The organism is Pseudomonas sp. BF-R-26, from assembly GCF_019947395.1.
In the GTDB taxonomy this organism is placed as follows: Bacteria; Pseudomonadota; Gammaproteobacteria; order Pseudomonadales; family Pseudomonadaceae; genus Aquipseudomonas; species Aquipseudomonas farris.
In genome coordinates, this window is the sequence record NZ_JAGYGK010000010.1 from 245313 (window position 1) to 269201 (window position 23889).

The window sequence follows — 23889 nt, forward strand, 5'->3', positions numbered from 1 at the left end:
CCCAAAGTACGGGGCTTTCAAGGCGTTATAGAATTTTTGCTCTAAAAGTGACTATTTAATATTCAAGAGTCATAAACGTGACCGTAGAGCCCGATTTAGGCTCTAGTCGGCCCTTGGCAAAGCTGCTACTCTCGGCGCGCTTTGTGACTTCTCGGCCTTGTTAAAAGCCAGACTCACCAATAATCAAACACCAATAATAATCGCATCAAATGCGGTATTTGAATTCGCGTTGCTGAGGAGTGGGCTTCCATGATCGAAGACTTTTGGAAGGATAAGTACCCAGCTGGAATTGCTGCCGAGATCAATCCAGACGAGTATCCGAATATTCAGGCAGTGTTGAAGCAATCCTGCCAACGCTTCGCTGACAAACCGGCATTCAGCAACCTGGGCAAGACAATCACCTACGGTGAACTGTACGAATTGTCCGGTGCTTTTGCCGCTTACCTGCAACAGCATACCGATTTGCAACCCGGCGATCGAATCGCCGTGCAATTGCCCAACGTGTTGCAGTACCCGGTCGCCGTCTTCGGTGCCATCCGCGCCGGGCTGATTGTGGTCAACACCAACCCGTTGTACACCGCGCGGGAAATGGAACACCAATTCAACGATTCCGGTGCCAAAGCCCTGGTCTGCCTGGCGAATATGGCGCATTTGGCCGAGCTCGTCGTGCCGAAAACCGGCGTCAAGCACGTGATCGTCACTGAAGTGGCCGACCTGCTGCCGCCGCTCAAACGCCTGCTGGTCAACAGCGTCATCAAGTACGTGAAGAAGATGGTCCCGGCGTATCACTTGCCCAAGGCCATCAAATTCAATGACGTGCTGAGCAAGGGCCATGGCCAGCCAGTGGCTGAAGCCAACCCGGCCAGCGGCGACGTTGCCGTGCTGCAATACACCGGCGGCACCACTGGCGTGGCCAAGGGCGCGATGCTGACCCACCGCAACCTGGTGGCGAACATGCTGCAGTGCAAGGCGCTGATGGGCTCCAACCTCAACGAAGGTTGCGAGATCCTGATTACCCCGCTGCCGCTGTATCACATCTATGCCTTCACCTTTCATTGCATGGCGATGATGCTGATCGGCAACCACAACATCCTGATCAGCAACCCGCGCGACCTGACGGCGATGGTCAAGGAACTGTCGAAGTGGAAGTTCAGCGGTTTCGTCGGCCTGAACACGCTGTTCGTCGCGCTGTGCAACAACGAAGCGTTCCGCAAGCTGGATTTCTCCAGTCTGAAAATCACCCTGTCCGGTGGCATGGCCTTGCAACTGGCCGCGGCCGAACGCTGGAAAGCGGTCACCGGTTGCCCGATCTGCGAAGGTTACGGCATGACCGAAACCAGCCCGGTGGCCACAGTGAACCCGAGCCAGAACATTCAGATTGGCACCATCGGTATTCCGGTGCCATCGACCCTGTGCAAAGTCATCGACGATGCCGGTGTTGAACAGCCGTTGGGTGCTATCGGTGAGCTGTGTGTGAAAGGTCCGCAAGTCATGAAGGGCTACTGGCAGCGTCAGGACGCCACCGATGAAATACTCGACAGCGAAGGCTGGTTGAAGACCGGTGACATTGCGCTGATCCAGCCAGACGGCTACATGCGTATTGTCGATCGCAAGAAAGACATGATCCTGGTCTCCGGTTTCAACGTGTACCCCAATGAGCTTGAAGACGTGCTGGCGACCCTGCCGGGCGTACTGCAATGCGCGGCCATCGGTGTGCCGGACGAGAAGTCGGGCGAGGCGATCAAGATTTTTATCGTCGCCAAACCGGGCGTGACCCTGACCAAGGAACAGGTGATGGAGCACATGCGCGCCAACGTCACCGGCTACAAAGTACCGAAAGCCGTGGAGTTCCGCGACGCGCTGCCGACGACCAACGTCGGCAAGATCCTGCGCCGCGAACTGCGCGACGAAGAGCTGAAGAAGCTGGGTGCGAAGAAAGTAGGCGCCTAGCCAAACAAAAGCCCCGCAGATGCGGGGCTTTTTGTTGCCTGACTGATCGTTCCCACGCAGAGCGTGGGAACGATCAACTTAGAGGCGGAACTGCGCGAAATTGACGTTGGTACCCGCCGGGCGCATGTCCTGCAGGTAGGAGTCCTTGTCGGCGCTCAGTTCCAGGCTCAAGGCAGCTTTACGCTTGCCCTGGTTGCGCACCACCAGGCCTTCGAGTTTCTCGCGCAGGAACACCGTCGGCACTTTCAGGTGCAGCAGTTCGTCGGTATCCGGGGTGTGCATCAGCAAGTGAATCCATTCGTACTGACCAACGGCCAGGCGCGCGACCGGAATATCGAACCAGAAGATATTGCGGTTGCGGTTCAATTCGGTGAAATGGCAGTTGTTGACGCCAAGCACAGCACCGCCGAGTTCCTGGTTTCTGCGGGCAATGGCCTGCTTTTTATCGAGTTTCATAACGTTCCTACGGGATTGGATCTTCAGCGCCATGGCCTGAATACGTTGCGCATTCTCGGGGCAAAGCCTGCAAACATAAAGCCTAACCTGCGAAATGTCCGGTTAATAAATAAATGAAACTCCGCGCAAAGGCCCTCGGTCAACCCTTGTGTAACCACTTTTCCCGTTGAAATGTTCACAGGAGAAATACCATGAGCAGCACAGGCGATAAAGTTAAAGGCATGGCAAACGAAGCGGCCGGCAACGTCAAGCAAGGCGTCGGCAAGGCCACCGGCAACGAAAGACTGCGCTCCGAAGGCGTGGCGCAGGAGAGGAAAGGAGAAACCCAGCAAGCGATCGGCAAAGCCAAGGATGCTCTTAAAAAAGGTATCGACAAGGCGTAACCCGGGCTTTGACGAGTAATAGAAACGGCCATCCGCGGATGGCCGTTTCTGTGTCAGCTTGAACTTGAACAAGGAAATTGTTTCAAAGTCGCCAAGTAGGCTACTTTGTTGTAGAAAAACGGCCTCTGAGTCGCCATGACTTCAACCTTTTTGCGGCGAAAGGAGACGCTAATGTTTTTTCCGACCATGAAAGGTTTACCCCTGCATCGGGTGATGATGCGAACGGTCACCGAGTTCGTTGACGACGAGATGTCGACCTATGCCTCGGCACTGGCCTATCAGATGCTGTTCTCGCTGTTCCCTTTCATCCTGTTCCTGATCGCCCTGATCGGCTTCTTGCATTTGCCGGACTTCTTCTCCTGGCTGCGCCTGCAATCAGAACTGGTTTTGCCACCCCAGGCGCTGGAGCAGGTGAACCCGGTGATCGACCAGCTGCAGCAATCAAAGGGGGGGTTGTTGTCGGTGGGTATCGTGATCGCTTTGTGGACCGCGTCCGCCGGTGTGCGGCTGATGATGAGCGCGATGAACGCCGCGTATGACGTGGTCGAACGCCGCCCGATGTGGAAGCGTTTTCCGCTGTCGATTTTCTACACCATCGGCATCGCCGGCATGTTGCTGATCGCCGCCGCGCTGATGGTACTCGGGCCGCAGGTGATGGGCTGGATCGCCGCGCAAGTCGGCCTTGAAGATTTCATCGTGACTGTCTGGACCATCGTTCGCTGGCCGGTGGTGGTGATTCTGCTGATGATGGCGGTGGCGCTGATTTACTACGTCATGCCCGACGTCAAACAAGAGTTTCGCTTTATCACCCCGGGTGCGGTGTTGTCCGTGGTGGTCTGGATCATTGCCTCGTTGGGCTTCGGTCTCTACGTCAAAACCTTCGCCAACTACAACGCCATGTATGGCAGTATCGGCGCGATCATCGTGTTGCTGCTGTACTTCTATATTTCCGCCGCGGTGCTGTTGCTCGGCGCGGAAATGAACGCGGTGATCGAGCACATGTCATCCGAAAACAAGAAACACGGCGAAAACGTGCCCGAAGAACCCAAACACCACGTTTCGGGGCTGGGACGGGACCACTCAATCAAGCCGACCACTGACGAAGCGATAAAATGATCCGTGAAATTCTGAAAATGGGCGATGAACGCCTGCTGCGTATTGCCCCACCGGTACCGGCAGAAATGTTTGACAGCCCCGAGTTGTGGCAATTGATCGACGACATGTTCCAGACCATGGAAAGCGTCGGCGGAGTCGGCCTGGCCGCGCCGCAGATCGGTGTCGACCTGCAACTGGTGATCTTTGGTTTCGAACACAGCGAACGCTATCCCGACGCCGAAGCGGTGCCGCAGACAATTCTGATCAATCCGCTGATCACGCCATTGAGCCCAGTCCTCGAAGAGGGTTTCGAAGGCTGCCTGTCGGTGCCGGGCCTGCGCGGGGCGGTGGATCGTTATCAGCAGATTCGTTATGAAGGCTTCGATCCCAAGGGCGAGCCGATCGTGCGCGTTGCCTCGGGATTTCATGCGCGGGTGGTGCAGCATGAATGCGATCACCTGATCGGCCGACTATACCCTTCGCGCATCAGTGATTTCAGCAAGTTCGGGTTTACCGAGGTGATGTTCCCGGACCTGGATCCAGCTGCAGACGACTGAAATCGTCCTTCGAGTCCAACACAAAACACTGTGGGAGCGGGCTTGCCCGCGAAGGGGCCGGCACATCCGGTATCAATGTTGTCAGGCAGATTGCATCGCGGGCAAGCCCGCTCCCACAGGTATTGTGTCGTTTCAGAGGGCGCGCGGTTGTTCCAGCCCCATCGCAATCATCGGCTTGCTACGCGCATAACGGCTCAACCGTTCAGCCATGGCGTAGGGCAGGGGCGGGTCGAACGTAAAACCGCGGCGCTCATAAAAGCCACGTAAATCCGGATGACAGAACAACCAGACCGGCTCTTCGAGATGCTTGACGGCGTGGTCGATCAACGCCGCGGCAATTCCTTGCTCGCGACAGCGCGGGTCGACGAACAACCCGGTCAGCCAATGCCCGCCGGCCACTGGCCGCAAACATAACGCCGCAATGATCTCATCGCGTTTTGCGACCCACAGCCGAGCGTCGCGGACTGCTTTCATCGACGATTGGTGGGCGCGGTAAAACTTGTTCATCAACGGCCATAACGGCTCGTCGAGCAAGGTGTATTGGGTGTTGGGCATGGGCCTGGACTGTCGGTGCGCAAAGCGGGTGATTATAAAAGAACGCGGGCGCCGCGATAGGTGTATACCTGATCTCACGTCCCGTATGAGTGGAGTATGTATCATGGCCAAAGGCATGGATTCAAAGAAAGCGGCAAAGAAGAAACCGGCGAAAACCGCCGATGAAAAACGTGCGGACAAGAAGGCCAAGAAGGTGGGCGTGTTCGGCCACTGATCCCGCGTCAAGGAGCCCGAGTCCTCGGGCTCCTTGTTTTTCAGGCCTATCGTAATAACCAGATAATCTGCAAGAAATCCCTGCGCCATTGCACAGAGGGGGACTGGTTCCCGATCTGAGCAAAGCCATGCCCCATTATTTTGATGCTGCCCACCGTGAAGAAATCGAAACCCTGCGCCAACGCTTGACCGCTCGCACCGAATGGCCGACCTGGCTGCTGTTGGTCGGCGTGTATGTCGGCTGGTTCAGCATTGTCCTGGGCAGCGACCGATTGGGGCTTTGGTGGAGCACGCTGTTGCTGATTCCACTGCTGGTGTTGTGGTTGTCGGTGCAGCACGAATTGCTGCACGGCCATCCCACCCGTTGGCAAACGCTGAACAAAGTCCTCGGTTATGCGCCGTTCGCGGTCTGGTATCCCTACACCCTGTACCGCGACAGTCACTTGCTGCATCACCGCGACGAAGACCTGACCGTCCCCGGTCGCGATCCGGAAAGCCGTTACCTGAGCGCTGAACAGTGGCAGCGTAGTTCGCTGTTCGAACAAGGCCTGCACTGGCTGAACAAAACCGTGCTCGGGCGCTTTGCCCTCGGTGCGCCACTGGCCTTGCTGGCACTGGCCCGGGAAGAGTTGCAACGGCTAAAAGCGGGTGAGCGCCAGGCCTGGTTGATGTGGTTGACCCACGGTGCGCTGACGCTGCTGATGCTGACGTTCATCGCGCGCTACAGCGTGTTGCCGGTCTGGCATTACCTGTTGCTGATCAGCGTGCCGGCGCTGTCGATTGCAATGATTCGCTCCTACTATGAACACCGTCCTCACGCCGTACCCGAGCAACGCACCGTGCTTAACGAAGCAGCCTGGCCGTGGCGCTGGCTGTTTCTGAACCTCAATTTTCACCTGGTGCACCACGACTTGCCGGGCCTGCCCTGGTACGACCTGCCACGGGCCTATCGCGCGCGTCGCGAGCAATGGCTGGCGCGCAGTGGCGGGTTTGTGGTGCAGGGTTATGCTCAGTTGATGCGACAGCATGGGATCAAGGCAATTGACAGTCCGCGGCATCCGTTTAGTTGATGCGTGGACACCATTGAACCCTGTGGAAGCGGGCTTGCCCGCGATTGCTATGTCACATCCAACACACCTGTTGACTGGGCCAACGCTATCGCGGGCAAGCCCGCTCCCACAGGGTTACTTGTTGTCTGGAAGATTTTGATGACTCAACACCTCGCTGAATTACTGATGTACGTCGCTCCCGAGCCGATCCGCCAGGCCAACGAGCGTTGGCTGGCGCAGATCGTCGAACGGCTCGGCAGCACTCGCCTCGATGCCGAAGGGCTATCGCTGATGGACCTTTGGCTGTCCCCGCACCTGCTGCTGACCCAGACCTGCGGCTATCCATTGATGACTGCCTTGCGCGGTCGCGTCCGGGTTATCGGTCGTCCTCGTTACGAACTTCCGGACAGCAACGGCGGTAACCATTGCAGCCTGTTATTGACTCGCGCCGACGATCCTCGATGGACCTTGTCGGCCTTCCGGGGCAGTCGTGGTGTGATCAACGGTGAAGACTCCAACAGTGGCATGAACCTGTTACGTCACCGATTGGCACCGTTGCAGCGCGACGGAGAATTTTTTGCCACTGTCGCCATCAGTGGCAGCCACCGCGAAAGCCTGCGTTGGCTGCGTGATGACCGGGCGGACCTGGCCGCCATCGACAGCGTGACTTTCGCTTATCTCGCTCAATATGCGCAGGCAGAGGTCGAAGGCCTGCGCGTGTTGGCGCGCACGGCGTTCAGCCCGACGTTGCCGTACATCGCGGTGGCTGGCACCAGCGATGAGCAGGCTGGACAGCTTCGACGGGTGATGAACATGTCATTGCGTGAGTTGCCCGATGTCGCGGAAATCCTCGGTCTGCAAGAAGTGCTGCCGGCCACCGAAAGCGACTATCAGGTCATTCTCGATTATCAGCAGGAGGCCGAAGCGCTGGGGTATGGGCGGTTGCGATGAGGCTTGTGCCGACAGTTCCATCAATCGCGGGCAAGCCACGCTCCCACAGGATTTCGGTGGACTTGTGGGAGCGTGGCTTGCCCGCGATAGCGATGTATCAGGCGCCGCTTATTTAAATTCATTTATGGAATATAAAAATTCGTTTTAAGTATTATTAATGAATAAGGCTCCTTGCTAGGATCGCGCCACCGGATCACCGGACATTCAGCGACCCCTAACCCATGGAGCCTCTATGTCCGGCGCCGACTTTTCCCATCGCAACGACGTGGGCGGACTGTTCCGCGCTCACTACAGCTGGCTATGCGCACGGCTGCGCCGATACCTGGGAGCCAATCCCAGCGTCGAAGACATTGCTGCCGAGACCTTCGTGCAGTTGCTCGAATCGCCAGGCCTGACGCCAATTCGCGAACCTCGCGCCTTGCTCTCCACCATTGCCCATCGGTTGATTTATCAGCTGTGGCGCCGTCGCGATCTGGAACGCCAGCACCTCGATCAGCTATTGCCGATTGACCCGCTTGGTGGACCATCGCCTGAAGATCTGGCGCAGTTTTCCCAGGCCCTGACACGCCTTGATCAAACCCTCGGCCGCTTGCCGGGCAAGGTCAGGGCAACCTTCCTGCTGTCGAGAGTCGACGGCCTGACCTACCCACAAATCGCCGCCGAACTGGGCATATCCCAGCGCTCGGTCAGCGTTTACATGACCCGCTCCCATGCACTGTGCGCCCAGCACAGCGCCAACGAACCCTTGAACCGATTACCCCTGAGCCGATTCCCACTGAACCAGAGGTCCGCATGAGATCGATCAAAACCCTGCTCGGCAGTTCGCTGCTGGCCCTGAGCCTTGTGGCTGGCCATGTTCCAGCCGCAGAAAAAACCACGCCCATCCACTTCGGCGACATCACTTGGGAAAGTGGCAGCCTGATCACCGAAATCCTGCGGTTGATCGTCGAGAAAGGTTACGGCTACCCGACCGACACCTTGCCGGGCAGTACCGTCAGCCTCGAAGCAGCCTTGGCGAAGAACGATATTCAAGTGATTGGCGAAGAGTGGGCGGGGCGCAGTCCGGCCTGGGTCAAGGCTGCTTCGGAGGGCAAAGTGTTCGGTTTGGGTGACACGGTCAAAGGCGCCACCGAAGGTTGGTGGGTACCGGAGTATGTGATCAAGGGCGACCCGGAACGCGGCATTAAACCTTTGGCGCCGGAGCTGAAATCCGTCGCCGACCTGGCGCGCTACAAGGATGTGTTCCGCGACCCGGAAGACCCAAGCCGCGGACGCTTCCTCAACAGCCCGACCGGCTGGACGTCGGAGATCGTCAACAGCCAGAAACTCAAGGCTTATGACCTGACTGCCAGCTACGTCAACTTCCGCACCGGTTCCGGCGCTGCGCTGGATGCCGAAGTCGCTTCATCGATCCGCCGTGGCAAACCGGTGCTGTTCTACTACTGGTCGCCGACGCCACTGTTGGGTCGCTTCAAGCTGGTGAAACTCGAGGAACCGCCGTTCGATGCGCAAGCCTGGAAGACACTGGCCGATGCCAACAACCCGAACCCCAAGGGCACGCGTTCGATGCCGGCCAGCCTGGCTATCGGTGTGTCGGCACCGTTCAAGGCGCAGTACCCGGACCTGGTGGCGTTCTTCGAAAAGGTCGATTTGCCGATCGATCTGCTGAACCAGACCCTCGGGCAGATGAGCGAAAAACGCCAGCCACCGCGTCAGGTCGCCGAAGCGTTTTTGCGCGATCAGCCGCAGGTGTGGAAGAGTTGGGTGCCGGGGGAGGTGGCCACGAAGGTGAGTGGGAGTTTGTAGTTTCTGTCCTGTGTTTTTTAGTGCCTGAACTACCGCTTTCGCGAGCAAGCCCGCTCCCACATTTTGATTGTCGGTGTTCACAAATACTGTGTTCACAGCAGATCCACTGTGGGAGCGGGCTTGCCCGCGAAGCGATCTAACGCCTTACACCAATTCCGCAGCCAACGCCGCCTTCACGGCAGGCCGCGAATCAACCCTGGCCTGAAACCGCGCCAACGCCGGCCACCGATTCAAATCGATGCCAAACACCTGCGTCCAGCGCAACACGGTAAACAGATACGCATCAGCAATACTGAATCCGCCAGCCATCAAATAACCCTGCCCCTCCAACGTCTGACTCAACACGACAAAACGCTTGAACAGCTTCTCTTTGATGAGCGCTTTCACCTCATCCGGAAACTGCGAATTGAACAACCAGCCCAGTCCGCCATGAATCTCTGTCGAAACGAAATTCGGCCATTCCTGCAAACGCACCCGCTCGAACGTCCCGTTCGCCGGTGCCAGGTTCGCCTCGGGCCGTAGATCCGCCAGGTACTGCAAGATTGCCGGGCCTTCGGTCAGCACATCACCATTTTCCATCAGCAATGCCGCGACGTAGCCTTTGGGGTTGATGGTAAGAAAGTCCTCGCCGGTGACGGTTTGCTTGGCGCTGTTGTCGACGCGGACCAACTCGAACGGCAAATCCAGCTCGCGCAGCACAATGTGCGGCGCCAATGAGCAGGCTTGCGGGGCGTAATACAACTTCATGGGCAGGGCTCTGGTTGCGGATTTGCGCCAGTGTCATAGTGCGCGGCACGCTCGGTAAAATTAATCTTTCAGAACACTGCCATTAGGAAAGCTACTGCCATGATGAATTTGATGCACTGGCGAATGGTGGTGGCGGTGGCCGATACCGGCAACATTACCCGGGCCGCCGAGCGGGTCGGAATGACCCAGTCCGGTGCCAGTCAGGCGCTGGCACTGATCGAAGAAACCCTGGGCGTTCAGCTGTTCAGCCGGGAAAACCGTCAGACCTTGCCGACCGCCATCGGCTTGCCTGTGATCGAACAGGCGCGAACCATGCTCGGTGCTCTCGAGAACATTCGCAGCACCGTCGACGCCACTAAAGATCTCCAGCGCGGGACGATTCGCCTGGCCAGTTTCCCATTGGTGCTGGCGACCTTTCTGCCCCCGCTGCTGCGCCAGTTCAATCGGCTTTACCCCGGCATTCAAGTGGTGGCGCTGGAAGTCAGCGACGATGAAGTGGAAACGTTGCTCAGTGACGGGCTGGTGGATGTCGGTGTGGTGTTGAACCCGGCGCCCGCGCGCAATGCCGGCCGTTTGGGACGCGATGCCTGGGTGGCGGTTCTGCCCGGTGGCCACCCCTTGGCGCGCCGCTCGAATGAAGAGGGCGTCTCACTGGCGGAACTGGCGGAGCAACCCTTCGTGCTGGCCACGGGCGGTTGTTCGACCAATGCCCGCAGCCTGGCCGCCGATGCCGGGCTGCAACTGCTGGATGTGCGGGCCGAGGTGCGAGAGTGGAGCAGTGCATTTACCCTGGTGCGGGAAAACATCGGCGTGACCCTGGTGCCGGAAATGACCTTGCCGACCCATCGCCAAGGCTTGCGCGTAGTGCCTGTGACGCCGCGTATCGATCGGGAGTTTGCGTTGGTGGTCGCGCCCAACAAAGAGCCTTCGGCGGCGGTGCGGGCGTTGTTGGGCATGCTCGCAGAGCGCAATCCATGTGGGAGCGGGCTTGCCCGCGATGGCGGCGTCACATTCAACACATTCGTCGACTGACATTTCGCTATCGCGGGCAAGTCGGATCGCCGCACCGCCGCTCCCACAGATTTCGCGCCTGAACTGGGCCAGTAAGTCATTCGGGGGAAATCATGGTACGCCGTTGCAGGCGTGTTCCATGAACCCCGGTCGTAGCGCCAGTCGTTGGCAATAGGCGTCGACGGCGGGGTAGTCCGGGCGCTCCATCGGTGTCATCCGCCAGCGGTTGACTGACAGCCCGATGAGAATATCGGCCAGTGTGAAGTGTGGTCCCGCAACATACGCATCGGTTGTCGCGAGTTGCTGTTCGAGGATGCCCATTTTTGCGTTCCAGCCGCGAACGCCATCAGCAATCCGTTGCGAGTCCTGAAAGTTCGGCAGTTGCCGGACCAGCGCAAAAAATGCGTAGCCCCACGACGGGTTGAGTTCGGTGGCTTGCCAGTCCATCCATTGCTCTACGCGAGCGCGGGCCGCCGGTTCAATGGGCAACAGGTCAGTATTTTGGTGTTTGCCAGCCAGGTACCGGCAAATGGTATTGGACTCCCACAGCACGCCGGCTTCATCGATGAGGACCGGCACCTGTGCGTTGGGGTTGAGCTGGAGAAATTCCGGGCTGTGGGTCGATGCGAAACCGCTGCCCCAGTCTTCACGTTCGTATGAAACGCCCAGTTCGGCGCAAGTCCACAGGACTTTTCTGACGTTGATTGACGAGGCCCGACCCAAAATCTTCAGCGTATGTCCCATTGAGCTTCTCCGTTTGCTGTTCCAGGTATCGGAATCTAGCACGCGGAGCGTGGGAATGGTCGCGCTTCAGGTGCTCTCGCGCACCTTCAATTCAAAGCCCATATCCTGCACCGGTTTGGTCACTGAATTGCCGGCCAGCAAGGTCAGCATCAGCTCCGCGGAGCGACGGCCAATGGCTTCTCGTGGGGTGCTGATGCTGCTCAGGCGAGGGACCATGTGCTCCGATGCCGGCAAGTCGTTGAAGCCGAGGATCGCCACGCGCTCGGGGATCTTGATTCCATTGCGCAACGCTTCGAGCAACGCGCCCTGGGCCAGATCGTCGTTGCCGAAGAAGATCGCGTCGACGTCTGGATGGGCAGCGAGCAGTTGCAGAAACAATTCGCCGCCCAGACCCACCGACGAGGCTCGTGGTGTCAGCACTTCCAGGGCCGGATCATACAAGCCGGCCTTTTGCAGCGCGCGACGGAAACCTTCGCCGCGCAGCAGCGTGCGTTGATCCAGTTGCGCGCCGATGTAGGCCAGGCGTTTGCGACCGCGTGACAGCAAATGCTCGGCAGCGGTTTCGCCGGCAGCGACTTGCGAAAAGCCGACACAATTGAGCCCGGCCGCGCTGTCCAGTTCCATCATGTAGACACAGGGAATGTTGCTGGCCTCGATCATTCGTCGCGAACTTTCGGTGCGGTCGAAACCGGTCAGCAACAAACCGCGAGGCTGATAAGCCATGTAATTGCGCAGCAGGTTTTCTTCTTCATCACGCGAGTAATGGAAGTTGCCGATCAGCACTTCGAAGCCCTTTGGTCGCAAAACCTGATGAATGGCTTCCAGCGTGTCGATGAACAGCAGGTTGGACAATGACGGCACCAAAACCACCACGGAATGGCTCTGGGCCGAGGCTAATGCGCGGGCGGCGGGGTTGACCACGTAGTTCAGGTCGAGGGCGGCCTTCTGGACTTTTTCCACCAGTTCGGTGGCCACCGTGCTGACGCCGCGCAGGGCGCGGGACGCGGTAATCGGGCTGACACCGGCCAGGCGCGCGACTTCGTTGAGGGTAGGACGGCCAGTGGTGCGAGTATTTTTATCGTTTTTAGGGGTAATCATCGGACGGCTTGCCAAACAAAATTCAAGGCACTAAGGTAGCGCTGTCTCGATGCAGCTGCAAATGCGTGAACGAGGTTTGCCTGATCCTCGCTTTTTGGCATCGAGAACGAACATGCTGCAACCCACAAAAATGACAAGAAGGCGTCGGCAACTTCTGCTTTTGCACTTGAGTCTTACGTAGCAAAGGTAGCGCTGTCTGCGCGCTGAGGTGTTACATGAATCATCCCATCACCGCCCTGGTCATCATGGGCGTTGCCGGTTGCGGCAAGACCTGCGTCAGCCAGTCCCTGTGCCATCTTAGCGGCGCGACCGCCATTGAAGGCGACACTTTTCACCCTGCCGCCAATATCGAAAAGATGAGCGCGGGTATCCCCCTGAATGACGAAGACCGTGCCGGCTGGCTCGACAGCCTGTGCGATGAACTGCGCCGCATCGATGCCAAGGGCGAACGCCCAGTGCTGACCTGCTCGGCCCTCAAACACAGTTACCGCGAACGCTTGCGCAGTGCCTTGCCGGGCCTGGGCTTCGTTTTCCTTGAGCTGACCCCCGAAGTCGCCGCCGATCGTGTGTCTCATCGGCCGGGCCACTTCATGCCGTCGACCTTGATCGACAGCCAGTTCGCCACACTTGAATCGCCCGTTGGTGAGCCCCTGACCCTGGCTCTGGATGCGTCCAGCCATAGCGTCGATGAGTTGGCAAAGCAGGCTCATGTCTGGTGGCTCGATCATGGCTTGAAACTCGCCAGTTGAGTTTTACTCCAAAAGATAGCGCTGTCCTGACGGCTTCTGATTAACCGCTTTAATAACAACAACAAACAGGAGACACCCCTAATGTTTGGCATGTCCCACGAGACGTTTCTGCTGCTAGATGCAGTGGTCACGGTGATCGGGCTTATCGTCCTGATCACCAAGTTCAAGTTGCACCCATTCCTCGCACTGATCATCGCAGCCGCCTTCCTCGGGCTGACGTCCGGCATGCCGATCGGCACCATCATCAAGGCGTTCCAGGACGGCTTCGGTGGCGTTCTTGGTTTTGTCGGCATCATCCTGGCGCTGGGCACCATGCTCGGCAAAATGATGGCCGAATCAGGCGGTGCGGATCAGATTGCGCAGACGTTGATCCGCGCCTTCGGCAAGGACAAGGTGCAGTGGGCAATGATGTTCGCCGCGTTCCTGGTCGGCATTCCGCTGTTCTTCGAAATCGGCTTCGTGCTGCTGATTCCGCTGGTGTTCATCGTGGCCCGTCGCACTGGTGTGTCGATCATCAAGATCGGTATCCCGCTGCTGGCTGGTCTGTCCGCGGTACACGGCCTGGTGCCGCCGCACCCGGGTCCGCTGCTGGCCATCGGTGTGTTCGGTGCCGACATCGGTAAAACCATTCTTTACGGTCTGATCGTTGCGTTGCCGACCGCTATTATCGCCGGTCCGATCTACGGCACGTTCATTGCCAAGCACATTCCTGGTCATCCGAATCAGGAACTGGTGGATCAACTGGTGCGCGATGAGGATGCAGGCGATCTGCCGAGCTTCGGCATTACCTTGGTCACCGTGCTGTCGCCCGTGTTCCTGATGCTGCTCAAGACCTTTGCCGATGTGGCGCTGCCGGACGGCAACTTCTTCCGCGCCTTCATGGACCTGATCGGTCACCCGATCTCGGCGCTGCTGCTGGCATTGCTGCTGTCGCTGTATACCTTCGGCTACAAGCAGGGCATCGGTTCCAGCCAAATGATGAAATGGCTGGATGCAAGCCTTGCACCGACCGCCGCGATCATTCTGATCATCGGTGCCGGTGGCGGCTTCAAGCAGATGTTGGTAACCAGCGGTGTAGGTGATGTGATCGGTCACATGGCGGTGGCGGCACAGATCTCGCCGATTCTGCTGGCCTGGCTGGTGGCGGCGGTGATTCGCATCGCGACCGGTTCGGCAACCGTGGCAACCATTACTGGCGCAGGCATCGTGGTGCCGGTGGTGGGGATGATTCCGGGCGTGAACCGTGAGCTGCTGGTGCTGGCCACCGGTGCCGGTTCGTTGATCCTGTCCCACGTTAACGACGCAGGTTTCTGGCTGGTGAAGCAGTACTTCAACATGACCGTAGCGGAAACCTTCAAGACCTGGACCGCGATGGAAACCATCCTGTCCGTGGTGGGCCTGGGCTTCATCCTGCTGTTGTCGTTGTTCGTTTAAGCGATTCGACAGACACAAAAAAACCGCAGTGATGCGGTTTTTTTGTGGGTGATCGATTTCAAGGCTGAACATAAAACCAATGTGGGAGCGGGCTTGCCCGCGATGGCGGCTGGTCAGTCACATTAATGTTGAATGTGATGCAGTCATCGCGGGCAAGCCCGCTCCCACAGGTTACGTGTTAGCCGTTAGTTTTCGGTACCAGCCCATCCGCCCGGAACATCCCGCGAATCCCGCGCACGGCCTGACGAATCCGGTCCTGGTTTTCGATCAGCGCGAAGCGCACATGATCATCCCCATACTCGCCAAATCCCACACCCGGTGAGACACAGACCTTGGCCTCGGCCAGCAGTTTCTTGGCGAACTCCAGCGAGCCCATGTGTGCGTAAGCCTCGGGAATCTTGGCCCAGACATACATCGATGCTTTCGGGTTTTCGACCATCCAGCCCAGTTCATGCAGGCCTTTGACCAGTACGTTGCGCCGCTGCCGATACTGATCGGCAATGTCTTTGACGCATTGCTGATCGCCTTCCAGCGCCGCGATGGCCGCGACTTGCAGCGGGGTGAACGTGCCGTAGTCGTGGTAGCTCTTGATCCGCGCCAGGGCGTTGACCAGCTCTGGGTTGCCGACCATGAAACCGATGCGCCAGCCCGCCATGTTGTAGCTCTTGGACAGGGTGAAAAATTCCACCGCAATGTCCTTGGCGCCGGGCACTTGCATGATCGACGGGGCTTTCCAGCCGTCGTAGACGATGTCGGCGTAGGCCAGGTCGTGCACCACCAAAACGTCGTACTGTTTGGCGAGGGCGATCACCCGCTCGAAGAAATCCAGCTCCACGCACTGAGCGGTAGGGTTGGACGGGAAACCGAGGATCATCATCTTCGGTTTCGGGATCGAGCCGCGAATCGCCCGTTCCAGCTCGGCGAAGAAATCCACGCCAGGGATCAGTGGCACCGACCGCACTTGGGCGCCGGCAATCACGGCACCGTAGATATGAATCGGGTAGCTCGGGTTCGGCACCAGCACAGTGTCGCCCTGGTCGAGGGTGGCCAGCATCAAATGCGCCAGACCTTCCTTGGAACCGATGGTGACGATGGCTTCGGTTTCAGGGTCGATATCAACTTCGTAGCGATCCTTGTACCAGTTGGAGATCGCCCGGCGCAGGCGCGGAATCCCTTTGGACGTGGAATAGCCATGGGTGTCTTCACGCTGGGCGACGGTGACGAGTTTTTCGACGATGTGCGGCGGCGTGGCGCCGTCGGGGTTGCCCATGCTCAAGTCGATGATGTCTTCGCCACGACGACGGGCGGCCATCTTCAGCTCGGCAGTGATGTTGAAAACGTAAGGGGGGAGTCGATCTATGCGCGCAAAGCGGCGCGGCGAACCTTGTTCGGCCATTGTTGCCTCGGATAACGTAAGCGCCCGGAACCGTCCGAGCGACGCTGGCCACTGCGGTGGCCTGTGGCGGAATGTAAGGGCAGTCGTGGCAAACTGTCTAGCCTGCGCATCAATAAATTTTTCCCAAGGATATGGTCGATGGAATTTACCAGTGGCTTCTTGTTGAGCCTTTCGCTGTGCCTGGACATCGGCGTGGCCAATATCGCGATGATCACGCTGGCGATGCAGCGCGGCTATTTTCAAGGCTTTGCCCTGGGGCTGGGGACGTGTGTCGGCGACCTGATTTACGCCGTGCTGGCCTTGGCCGGCATGACCGTATTGCTGCAGTACGAGACCGTGCGCTGGGTGTTGTGGATTGGCGGGTCGGCGTTGCTGGTGTATTTCGCGGCGAAGATGATTTATTCGGCGATCCACCATGAAGCGCTGTTGGCGCAAACCCCGGAGGTGGGGCATAACTCGCACCGGCGCGAGTTTTTTCGCGGGATTTTTCTCGCCATGTCATCGCCCAGTGCCATTCTCTGGTTCGCCGCGGTGGGCGGCACACTGATCGCCCGTTCCGGCGGTGGTGGCCCGCTCAGTTCGGCGCTGTTTCTCGGCGGTTTCCTGTGCGCCGGGGTGCTCTGGTGTGTCGGTCTGTGCTTCGCTGCGAGCCACGGTGGCAAACTGCTCGGTGACAAATTACTGCGTTATTCCTACATGGCATCGGCAGCGATCTTCTGCTATTTCGCGGTCTACGTGATCCTATCGGGTTATAACGAGTTCATCGGTCCAGGCGCCATCGAACAGTTGCACGCACTGTAATTGGGCGAATCGGGTTTGGCTTCTATACTCCCAGCCGAACCCACCTTTTGTACCAGGAGTTGAGTCATGGATGAGCAAACAGGCGTCGAAACGGCCGAGCCACGCTTCGAAAACGGGCACTTCATGCTCATAGCGGGGCTTGGTGGACGATTTACAGCGGATACGACCAAAGCGATCCCCGACCTATGGGAGAAATTCATTCCCGAGATTGGCAAAATTCCCGGTCAGAAAAGCGAAGTAACCTACGGCATCTGCTGCAATCCGGATGGCAAGGGTGGTTTCGAGTACATAGCCGGTGTCGAAATCAGCAAACTCGACGACCTGCCCGAGAAGTACCGCTGGATCGAAGTTCAGCCTCAGAAGTATGCAGTCTTCGAACATAAGGGCTCTCTGGATACCTTGCCCCAGACCTTTCAATACATCTGGAAAACCTGGTTGCCGAAGTCCGGTCATGAAGCTGCGGACGCGCCGGAGTTCGAACGCTACAGCGACGATTTCAACCCGAAGCTCAATACCGGCGTGCTGGAAATCTGGCTGCCGCTCAAGGCGTAATGGCCTGGATCGAGAGGCGGATCGGTGATTCGCCTCTCGATGTCGTGTTGATGCTGATTTATGATCCCCAACCTTTCCCACGCCGATTCCGAGCTGCCATGAACACCGTCATCCGCCACGTCAGCCCCGCTGATCTGGACCGCTGCTATGCCATCGAAACCGTTGCCTACGAAGGCGATGAAGCCGCCACCCGCGAGAAAATCGCCACCCGCATCGCCACCTGGCCCGAGGGCTTCATCGTTGTTGAAGTGAATGGCGTTGTAGCCGGTTTCATCAATTCCGGTGCGGCGTTTGAGGTGGAGATGTCGGACGAGGCGTTCAAGGAGCTGATCGGCCACGACCCGGCCGGCCCGCACGTAGTGATCATGTCAGTGGTGGTGCATCCGGACTACCAAGGGCAGGGTCTGGCGAAACGCTTGCTGGATGAGTTCATCCAGCGCATGCGCGCACTGAACAAGGCCAGCATCCATCTGATGTGCAAGGAGCGGCACATTGCGCTCTATGCCGGGTTTGGTTTTGCCTACATCAAGCCTTCGGCGTCCGACCATGGCGGGATGGCGTGGCATGAGATGGTGTTGGAGTTCTGACCAATCTGTCAGGACGCCGCAAACCCCTGTGGGAGCGAGCTTGCTCGCGATAGCGGACTCTCAGTCGACTTGGATGTTGACTGACACACCGTCATCGCGAGCAAGCTCGCTCCCACAGGGGTGGTGTTGATCGCACGCCTCAATCGATCCCGACAAACCCCCCGGTCTGGTGCTGCCACAACCGCGCATACAAGCCGCCATGGGCCAGCAGTTCGGCGTGGCTGCCGGTTTCGGCGATCTTGCCGTTTTCCAGCACCACCAAGCGGTCCATCCGCGCGATGGTCGAGAGGCGGTGGGCGATGGCGATCACGGTTTTGCCCTGCATCAGGGTTTCGAGACTTTCCTGAATCGCCGCTTCGACTTCCGAGTCCAGTGCCGAGGTGGCTTCGTCCATGATCAGGATCGGCGCGTCCTTGAGCAGCACCCGGGCGATGGCAATCCGCTGACGCTGGCCACCGGAGAGTTTCACTCCGCGTTCACCGACGTGAGCATCGAAACCGGTGCGGCCTTCAGAGTCCGACAGTAAGGGGATGAATTCGTCGGCACGGGCCTTGTGTACCGCTTCCCAGAGTTCGGCATCGGTGGCGTCGGGTTTGCCGTACAGCAAATTGTCGCGGATCGAACGGTGCAGCAGCGAGGTGTCCTGGGTGATCATGCCGATGCGTTCACGCAGGCTTTCCTGGCCGACTTCGGCGATGTTCTGGCCGTCGATGAGAATCCGCCCGCCCTGCACGTCATAGAGGCGCAACAGCAGATTGACCAGCGTCGATTTGCCGGCACCGGACGGGCCGATCAGGCCGATTTTCTCACCGGGTTTGATGGTCAGGTTGAGGTCGCCGATGATCCCGCTTTTCTTGCCATAGTGAAAATCGACGTGATCGAAACGCACCTCGCCACGCGCCACGTTCAAAGGCTTGGCCTGCTCACGGTCGGTGATGCTGACTGGCTGGGAAATGGTCTGCAAACCGTCCTGAACCATGCCGATGTTTTCGAAAATGCCAGTGACCACCCACATGATCCAGCCAGACATGTTGACGATGCGGATCACCAGGCCTGTGGCGAGGGCGATGGCGCCCACCGTGATCAGCGATTGCGTCCACAGCCACAGGGCGAGACCGGTGGTGCTGACGATCAGCAGGCCGTTCATGCTGGTGATGGCAACGTCCATGCTGGTTACCACACGGCCGGCCAGTTGGGCTTTTTCGGTTTGCTCCTTGATCGCTTCGCGGGCGTATTGCTGCTCGAAGTTGGTGTGGGCGAACAGCTTCAGGGTGGTGATGTTGGTGTAGCCATCGACGATCCGTCCCATGAGTTTGGAGCGCGCATCGGACGACACCACCGAGCGTTCCTTGACCCGTGGCACGAAGTAGTAGAGGGCGCCGATGAAGGCGGCGATCCAGGTCAGCAGCGGGATCATCAGGCGCCAGTCGGCTTCGGCGAACAGCACGAGTGAACTGATCGCGTAGATCAGCACGTGCCATAGCGCGTCCACCGCTTGCACAGCGGAATCTCGCAACGAGTTGCCGGTCTGCATGATGCGTTGGGCGATGCGCCCGGCGAAGTCGTTCTGGAAGAAATTGAGGCTCTGTTTGAGCACATAACTGTGGTTTTGCCAGCGGATCAGGCTGGTCAGGCTGGGGCTCAAGGTCTGGTGCACCAGCAAGTCATGCAAGCCGACGAATATCGGGCGCAGGACCAGCGCAACCACCGCCATCCAGGCCAGTTCGATGCCGTGTTCCTTGAAAAAATTGACGTTGGGCGTGCCTTGGGCGAGGTCGATGATGCGGCTCAGATAGCTGAACAGCGCCACTTCGATCAGCGCGCCGAACAGGCCGACGATCAGCAGGGCGGCGAAACTCGGCCAGACCTGCTTCAGGTAATAGGTATAGAAGGGGAGAACCCGATCCGGCGGAGCCGCCGTCGGTGCATCGCGGAAAATGTCGATCAGTTTTTCAAAACGGCGATAAAGCATCAATTCTTCGCCCGCGCACGGGCTCTCCTTTAAACGATATGAGCGGCGCCGGAGGAACCGGCGACCGCTCAAAACTCCCTGTCCAGCTTACTCTCAGTCGATGCGCTTGGCCGACTTGATGAAGACAGGGTCGGCCGGCACGTCTTTCATGCCGCTTTTGGTGGTGGTCTGGGAGTTGACGATGACATCGACGACGTCCATGCCTTTAACAACTTTACCGAACACGGCATAGCCGTCGCCCTGGTCCAGGAAGTCGTTGTCTTTGACGTTGATGAAGAACTGGCTGGTGGCCGAATCCGGGACGGAAGTACGAGCCATGGACAGCGTGCCACGCACGTTATGCAGTCCGTTTTTGGATTCGTTCTTGATCGGCGCCTTGGTTTCTTTTTGCTGCATCTGTTGAGTGAAACCACCGCCCTGGACCATGAACCCAGGAATCACACGGTGAAAAATCGTGTTGTTGTAGAAGCCGCTGTCGACGTACTCAAGGAAGTTCTTGGTACTGATCGGCGCTTTAACCGGGTCCAGTTCGATTTCGATCTGGCCGTTGGTGGTTTCCAGCAGCACGTGCGGCGCCTTGGCGGGTGTGGCGGCCATCAGGTTGGCGGCAAACAGAACGGAGCCGGCGACGAGGGCGATTTTTTTCAGCATGGGTCAGTGATCCTGAGTGGTGGTGTCGACTGCGGTGAGAAACTCGAGCAGCGTTTGGTTGAAGCGTTCGGGTTGATCCAGCGGGGTGGCGTGACGCGAGTCGGCGATCACCACCAGCCGCGCATCGGGCAGCAGTTTTACATAGGTTTCTTTCAGCGCGACCGGGGTGTAGTCACGGTCGGCGCTGACGATGAGGGTTGGACAGGAGACCTTGGAAAGTCGTTCCTGAACCCCCCAGCCAACGATCGCATCGAAGCTGGCGAGATAAGCATGTTTGTCGTTTTTTGCCCAGCGCGCCGCTATTTTTTGTCGTAGCGAAGCTTGCTCGGGTTTGGGAAACAGCTTGGCACCCAGGGCCTTGCCGATGGTGCCCATGCTCAGCGCGCGCATCAGACTCCAGCGCTTGAACCACTGCCAGTAATCGTTGCGGCTGCGCCGTTTGACCTCGGGCGCGCTGTTGACGATGCACAGGCTCTTGAGCAGTTGCGGCTGGTCCACCGCCAGTTGAAAAGCGATCATGCCACCCATCGAAAGCCCGACAAGATGTGCAGGGCCAAGATTCAAGTGTTCCATCAACGCAATCAGGTCGGCGCTGAACCCGGCGATGCTGTAACGCTCGCGGGGTTTGTCGGAGCGCCCGTGGCCGCGCACATCCGGGACAATCACCCGATGATGGGCCGAGAGCGCCGGGATCTGCATTTCCCAGTCCAGGGTGCTGGAACCCAGCCCGTGAACCAGCAGCAACGGCGTGCCCTGGCCATATTCCTCATAGTGCAGGTTGCAACCTTCATGTTCGAAATAGGCCATGGGTACACTCCGTGTCAGGCTTGTTCAGGGGCGGCGAAGGGCGCATCCAGCGGCGCGGTATCGAAGGTGCGCAGCAGTTCGATGAGAATCTGCGTGGCCGGGCCCAAGGGTTTGTCCTTGTTTGAATACAGATAGAAGCTCGGGTTGCGACTGCCACCCTGGTCCAACGGTAGCACTTTGAGCGTCCCTTCCTTCAGTTCGCGCTCGATCATGTGCCGGGGCAGCCAGGCGAAACCCAGACCGCTGCTGACGAAAGTCGCGGCGGTGGCCAGGCTGCCAACGGTCCAGCGCTGTTCGGCGCCGAGCCAGCCGACGTCTCGCGGTTGTTGACGGCCGGAGTCGCGGATCACCACTTGCATCTGGCTTTCCAGGTCCTGGAAGTTCAGTTCGCGGTTCAGACGATGCAAGGGATGCTCGGGGTGGGCGACTGCGATAAATTCGACGTCGCTCAATTCTGCGCCCAGATAACCGGGAATGCTGAAACCGGTGATGGCCAGATCGGCCACGCCTTCAAGCAACACTTCCTCGACACCCGACAACACTTCTTCGCGCAGACGCACCCGGCAGCCACGGCTTTGCGGCATGAACGCGGTCAGTGCGCGAACGAGGCGGGCGCTGGGGTAGGCGGCATCGACCACCAGCCGCACTTCCGCTTCCCAGCCTTGCTCCATGTGATGGGCCAGGTCTTCCAGTTGGCTGGCCTGTTTCACCAATTGCCGGGAACGGCGCAACAGTACGCCGCCGGCTTCGGTGAGCACCGCTTTACGGCCGTCGATGCGCAGCAATGGCACACCGAGTTGGTCCTGCATGCGCGCTACGGTGTAGCTGACCGACGATTGCGAGCGGTGCAACGCTTCGGCGGCCTGGGCGAAACCGCCGTGATCGACCACGGCCTGCAATGTTCGCCATTGATCAAGGGTCACGCGGGGCGCTTTCATGTTGAGCTCCTCTTGTCCTAAGCTGGCAGTCCCTATTGGAGGCTGCTGAATGAAAAAACTTTGTTGTGTGATGGCGGGTTGTGCGGTGTTGGCGATGTTGCCGCTGACTGCATTTGCTTATCCGATCGACGTTCAAAAGCAATTGAACGGCTTGAGCATCGACTACAACGCCTTTGATACAGATGCCGATATCGCCTCCATTCAAGTGAACAACTACGGCACCACCGATGCGATCTGTAAGGTAGTTTTCAACAATGGCCCGGAAGCGCCCCGGACCCGCAACATCGAAGTGGCCGCCGGAAAACACAAAAATGCTACCGCCAAGTTCAACCGGACCATCATCAAGATGCGTATCAACCTGACCTGCACCCCGAAATGACATCGAGCGGAGCAAGCCGGCTGGGGCATGCTCCGCTTATAAACGAATTTATCGATGCTTTATAGCAGTTATTTGCGCTTTTTGATCGATATGACTCTGTTTAACCTTCACTCCATCGACCTACAGCATTCTCAGATGGAGGCTACATCCCATGTCCCGTGTTCTGATCATCGAAAGCAGCGCCCGTCAGCAAGACTCGGTTTCCCGCCAGCTGACCCAGACCTTCATCAGCCAATGGAAAGCCGCACACCCAGCCGACCAGATCACTGTCCGTGACCTGGCCACCACCCCGGTGCCGCACCTGGACATCAACTTGCTGGGCGGCTGGATGAAACCTGCCGAACAACGCAATGACATCGAGCAAGCCTCGCTGGAACGCTCCAACCTGCTGACCGATGAACTGCTGGCCGCCGACGTGCTGGTGATGGCTGCGCCGATGTACAACTTCACCATTCCGAGCACCCTTAAAGCCTGGCTCGACCACGTGCTGCGTGCCGGCGTGACTTTCAAGTACACCGAAACCGGCCCGCAAGGTTTGCTCAGCGGCAAACGCGCTTATGTGCTGACCGCTCGCGGTGGTATCCATGCCGGAGCCGCCTCGGATCACCAGGAACCGTACCTGCGACAGGTCATGGCCTTCATCGGCATCCACGACGTAACGTTCATTCACGCCGAAGGCATGAACCTGGGCGGCGGCTTCCAGGAGAAAGGCCTGAACCAAGCCAACGCCAAGCTTTCCCAGGTCGCCTGAGCCGTTAATCGCCAGATAATCGCTGGATGCTCTAGTGACCTGGCGCAACCCTTCAAGCCTGTACGCGCATCGAACCTCCCTTTGCACTTGTTGCTCCTGAGTGCTCTAGCCCGATTGAACGCATTAGCGAGATCGGGCTTTTTTTTGCCTGCGATTTAGTGAATGAGCACACAAAACCCTGTGGGAGCGGGCTTGCCCGCGATGGCGGTGTGTCAGGCCGCATTGAATTCGACTGACACACCGCCATCGCGGGCAAG

26 protein-coding genes are annotated in these 23889 nt (G+C 58.6%); 16 read left to right on the forward strand and 10 right to left on the reverse strand.

The window, feature by feature from the left end; translation table 11 throughout:
- The first annotated feature begins 249 nt into the window (after nucleotides 1–249).
- Complete coding sequence (fadD1, locus tag KGB18_RS17300; protein WP_201060580.1) at nucleotides 250–1950, forward strand: long-chain-fatty-acid--CoA ligase FadD1; 1701 nt, start codon at nucleotides 250–252, stop codon at nucleotides 1948–1950.
- A 78-nt stretch (nucleotides 1951–2028) separates the two neighbouring features.
- Here fadD1 and KGB18_RS17305 read toward each other — a convergent pair whose 3' ends face one another.
- On the reverse strand, nucleotides 2029–2406 hold the full coding sequence (locus tag KGB18_RS17305) for a hypothetical protein (protein ID WP_123719252.1): 378 nt from the start codon (nucleotides 2404–2406) through the stop codon (nucleotides 2029–2031).
- Between the two features lie 191 nt (nucleotides 2407–2597).
- Between KGB18_RS17305 and KGB18_RS17310 the strand changes: the two genes are divergently transcribed.
- The 3 genes from KGB18_RS17310 (at nucleotide 2598) to def (ending at nucleotide 4441) form a co-directional block, all read left to right on the forward strand.
- Nucleotides 2598–2789, forward strand: a complete 192-nt coding sequence (locus tag KGB18_RS17310; RefSeq protein ID WP_095054313.1) for a CsbD family protein — start codon at nucleotides 2598–2600, stop codon at nucleotides 2787–2789.
- Between the two features lie 171 nt (nucleotides 2790–2960).
- On the forward strand, nucleotides 2961–3905 hold the full coding sequence (locus KGB18_RS17315; protein ID WP_123719251.1) for a YihY/virulence factor BrkB family protein: 945 nt from the start codon (nucleotides 2961–2963) through the stop codon (nucleotides 3903–3905).
- Nucleotides 3902–4441: a peptide deformylase gene (def, locus tag KGB18_RS17320; protein WP_123719250.1), complete on the forward strand. Its 540-nt coding sequence runs from the start codon at nucleotides 3902–3904 to the stop codon at nucleotides 4439–4441. Before KGB18_RS17315 ends, def begins: the two co-directional genes overlap by 4 nt.
- A gap of 132 nt (nucleotides 4442–4573) precedes the next feature.
- Here def and KGB18_RS17325 read toward each other — a convergent pair whose 3' ends face one another.
- Entirely contained in the window at nucleotides 4574–4996 is a 423-nt protein-coding gene (locus tag KGB18_RS17325) for a GNAT family N-acetyltransferase (protein ID WP_201060582.1), read from the reverse strand.
- Between the two features lie 341 nt (nucleotides 4997–5337).
- Between KGB18_RS17325 and KGB18_RS17330 the strand changes: the two genes are divergently transcribed.
- The 4 genes from KGB18_RS17330 (at nucleotide 5338) to KGB18_RS17345 (ending at nucleotide 9015) form a co-directional block, all read left to right on the forward strand.
- The gene (locus KGB18_RS17330) at nucleotides 5338–6279 is read left to right on the forward strand and encodes a fatty acid desaturase (protein ID WP_201060583.1); all 942 of its coding nucleotides are present in this window, start codon (nucleotides 5338–5340) and stop codon (nucleotides 6277–6279) included.
- 138 nt (nucleotides 6280–6417) lie between these two features.
- Nucleotides 6418–7209 carry a phosphate/phosphite/phosphonate ABC transporter substrate-binding protein gene (locus KGB18_RS17335; protein ID WP_201060584.1) on the forward strand — a complete coding sequence of 264 codons (792 nt, stop codon included), beginning with the start codon at nucleotides 6418–6420 and terminating at the stop codon, nucleotides 7207–7209.
- Nucleotides 7210–7441: 232 nt separating this feature from the next.
- Complete coding sequence (locus KGB18_RS17340) at nucleotides 7442–8005, forward strand: sigma-70 family RNA polymerase sigma factor (RefSeq protein ID WP_123719247.1); 564 nt, start codon at nucleotides 7442–7444, stop codon at nucleotides 8003–8005.
- On the forward strand, nucleotides 8002–9015 hold the full coding sequence (locus tag KGB18_RS17345) for an ABC transporter substrate-binding protein (RefSeq protein WP_123719246.1): 1014 nt from the start codon (nucleotides 8002–8004) through the stop codon (nucleotides 9013–9015). Before KGB18_RS17340 ends, KGB18_RS17345 begins: the two co-directional genes overlap by 4 nt.
- A gap of 144 nt (nucleotides 9016–9159) precedes the next feature.
- Here KGB18_RS17345 and gstA read toward each other — a convergent pair whose 3' ends face one another.
- The gene (gene gstA / locus KGB18_RS17350; protein WP_223570280.1) at nucleotides 9160–9762 is read right to left on the reverse strand and encodes a glutathione transferase GstA; all 603 of its coding nucleotides are present in this window, start codon (nucleotides 9760–9762) and stop codon (nucleotides 9160–9162) included.
- 99 nt (nucleotides 9763–9861) lie between these two features.
- Here gstA and KGB18_RS17355 point away from each other — a divergent pair, with 99 nt between their 5' ends.
- Nucleotides 9862–10794 (forward strand): LysR family transcriptional regulator, encoded by a 933-nt coding sequence (locus KGB18_RS17355; RefSeq protein ID WP_201060587.1) that lies wholly within the window; start codon nucleotides 9862–9864, stop codon nucleotides 10792–10794.
- 90 nt (nucleotides 10795–10884) lie between these two features.
- Here the strand turns inward: KGB18_RS17355 and KGB18_RS17360 are convergent, their stop codons facing one another.
- A complete protein-coding gene (locus KGB18_RS17360) occupies nucleotides 10885–11517 on the reverse strand; it encodes a glutathione S-transferase family protein (RefSeq protein ID WP_223570281.1) in 633 nt (210 codons plus the stop codon).
- A 66-nt stretch (nucleotides 11518–11583) separates the two neighbouring features.
- Nucleotides 11584–12615, reverse strand: coding sequence for a LacI family DNA-binding transcriptional regulator (locus KGB18_RS17365; protein WP_223570282.1), 1032 nt, complete (start codon nucleotides 12613–12615; stop codon nucleotides 11584–11586).
- Between the two features lie 215 nt (nucleotides 12616–12830).
- Between KGB18_RS17365 and KGB18_RS17370 the strand changes: the two genes are divergently transcribed.
- Together KGB18_RS17370 and KGB18_RS17375 are read left to right on the forward strand one after the other, a co-directional pair.
- On the forward strand, nucleotides 12831–13364 hold the full coding sequence (locus tag KGB18_RS17370; protein WP_123719242.1) for a gluconokinase: 534 nt from the start codon (nucleotides 12831–12833) through the stop codon (nucleotides 13362–13364).
- 81 nt (nucleotides 13365–13445) lie between these two features.
- Nucleotides 13446–14798 (forward strand): GntP family permease, encoded by a 1353-nt coding sequence (locus KGB18_RS17375; protein ID WP_123719241.1) that lies wholly within the window; start codon nucleotides 13446–13448, stop codon nucleotides 14796–14798.
- A 178-nt stretch (nucleotides 14799–14976) separates the two neighbouring features.
- On the opposite strand, the gene alaC is transcribed toward KGB18_RS17375, so the two are convergent.
- Nucleotides 14977–16194 carry an alanine transaminase gene (gene alaC, locus KGB18_RS17380; protein WP_123719240.1) on the reverse strand — a complete coding sequence of 406 codons (1218 nt, stop codon included), beginning with the start codon at nucleotides 16192–16194 and terminating at the stop codon, nucleotides 14977–14979.
- A gap of 138 nt (nucleotides 16195–16332) precedes the next feature.
- On the opposite strand from alaC, the gene KGB18_RS17385 reads away from it, so the two are divergent.
- The 3 genes from KGB18_RS17385 to KGB18_RS17395 all read left to right on the forward strand — a co-directional run bounded on the left by KGB18_RS17385 (nucleotide 16333) and on the right by KGB18_RS17395 (nucleotide 18134).
- Nucleotides 16333–16995: a LysE family translocator gene (locus KGB18_RS17385; protein WP_223570283.1), complete on the forward strand. Its 663-nt coding sequence runs from the start codon at nucleotides 16333–16335 to the stop codon at nucleotides 16993–16995.
- 66 nt (nucleotides 16996–17061) lie between these two features.
- Nucleotides 17062–17547: a GyrI-like domain-containing protein gene (locus tag KGB18_RS17390; protein WP_048395713.1), complete on the forward strand. Its 486-nt coding sequence runs from the start codon at nucleotides 17062–17064 to the stop codon at nucleotides 17545–17547.
- Nucleotides 17548–17645: 98 nt separating this feature from the next.
- The gene (locus KGB18_RS17395; protein WP_123719537.1) at nucleotides 17646–18134 is read left to right on the forward strand and encodes a GNAT family N-acetyltransferase; all 489 of its coding nucleotides are present in this window, start codon (nucleotides 17646–17648) and stop codon (nucleotides 18132–18134) included.
- Nucleotides 18135–18273: 139 nt separating this feature from the next.
- Here KGB18_RS17395 and KGB18_RS17400 read toward each other — a convergent pair whose 3' ends face one another.
- The 4 genes from KGB18_RS17400 to KGB18_RS17415 form a co-directional block, all read right to left on the reverse strand.
- On the reverse strand, nucleotides 18274–20106 hold the full coding sequence (locus tag KGB18_RS17400; protein WP_123719238.1) for an ABC transporter ATP-binding protein: 1833 nt from the start codon (nucleotides 20104–20106) through the stop codon (nucleotides 18274–18276).
- A 93-nt stretch (nucleotides 20107–20199) separates the two neighbouring features.
- Entirely contained in the window at nucleotides 20200–20757 is a 558-nt protein-coding gene (locus KGB18_RS17405) for a peptidylprolyl isomerase A (RefSeq protein WP_007902463.1), read from the reverse strand.
- Nucleotides 20758–20760: 3 nt separating this feature from the next.
- Nucleotides 20761–21564: an alpha/beta fold hydrolase gene (locus tag KGB18_RS17410; RefSeq protein WP_123357882.1), complete on the reverse strand. Its 804-nt coding sequence runs from the start codon at nucleotides 21562–21564 to the stop codon at nucleotides 20761–20763.
- 14 nt (nucleotides 21565–21578) lie between these two features.
- A complete protein-coding gene (locus KGB18_RS17415; protein WP_030131889.1) occupies nucleotides 21579–22502 on the reverse strand; it encodes a LysR family transcriptional regulator in 924 nt (307 codons plus the stop codon).
- A gap of 49 nt (nucleotides 22503–22551) precedes the next feature.
- On the opposite strand from KGB18_RS17415, the gene KGB18_RS17420 reads away from it, so the two are divergent.
- On the forward strand, nucleotides 22552–22881 hold the full coding sequence (locus KGB18_RS17420; RefSeq protein WP_123719237.1) for a 3-phosphoglycerate kinase: 330 nt from the start codon (nucleotides 22552–22554) through the stop codon (nucleotides 22879–22881).
- A 151-nt stretch (nucleotides 22882–23032) separates the two neighbouring features.
- On the forward strand, nucleotides 23033–23632 hold the full coding sequence (locus KGB18_RS17425; protein ID WP_123719236.1) for an FMN-dependent NADH-azoreductase: 600 nt from the start codon (nucleotides 23033–23035) through the stop codon (nucleotides 23630–23632).
- Nucleotides 23633–23889 lie beyond the last annotated feature (257 nt).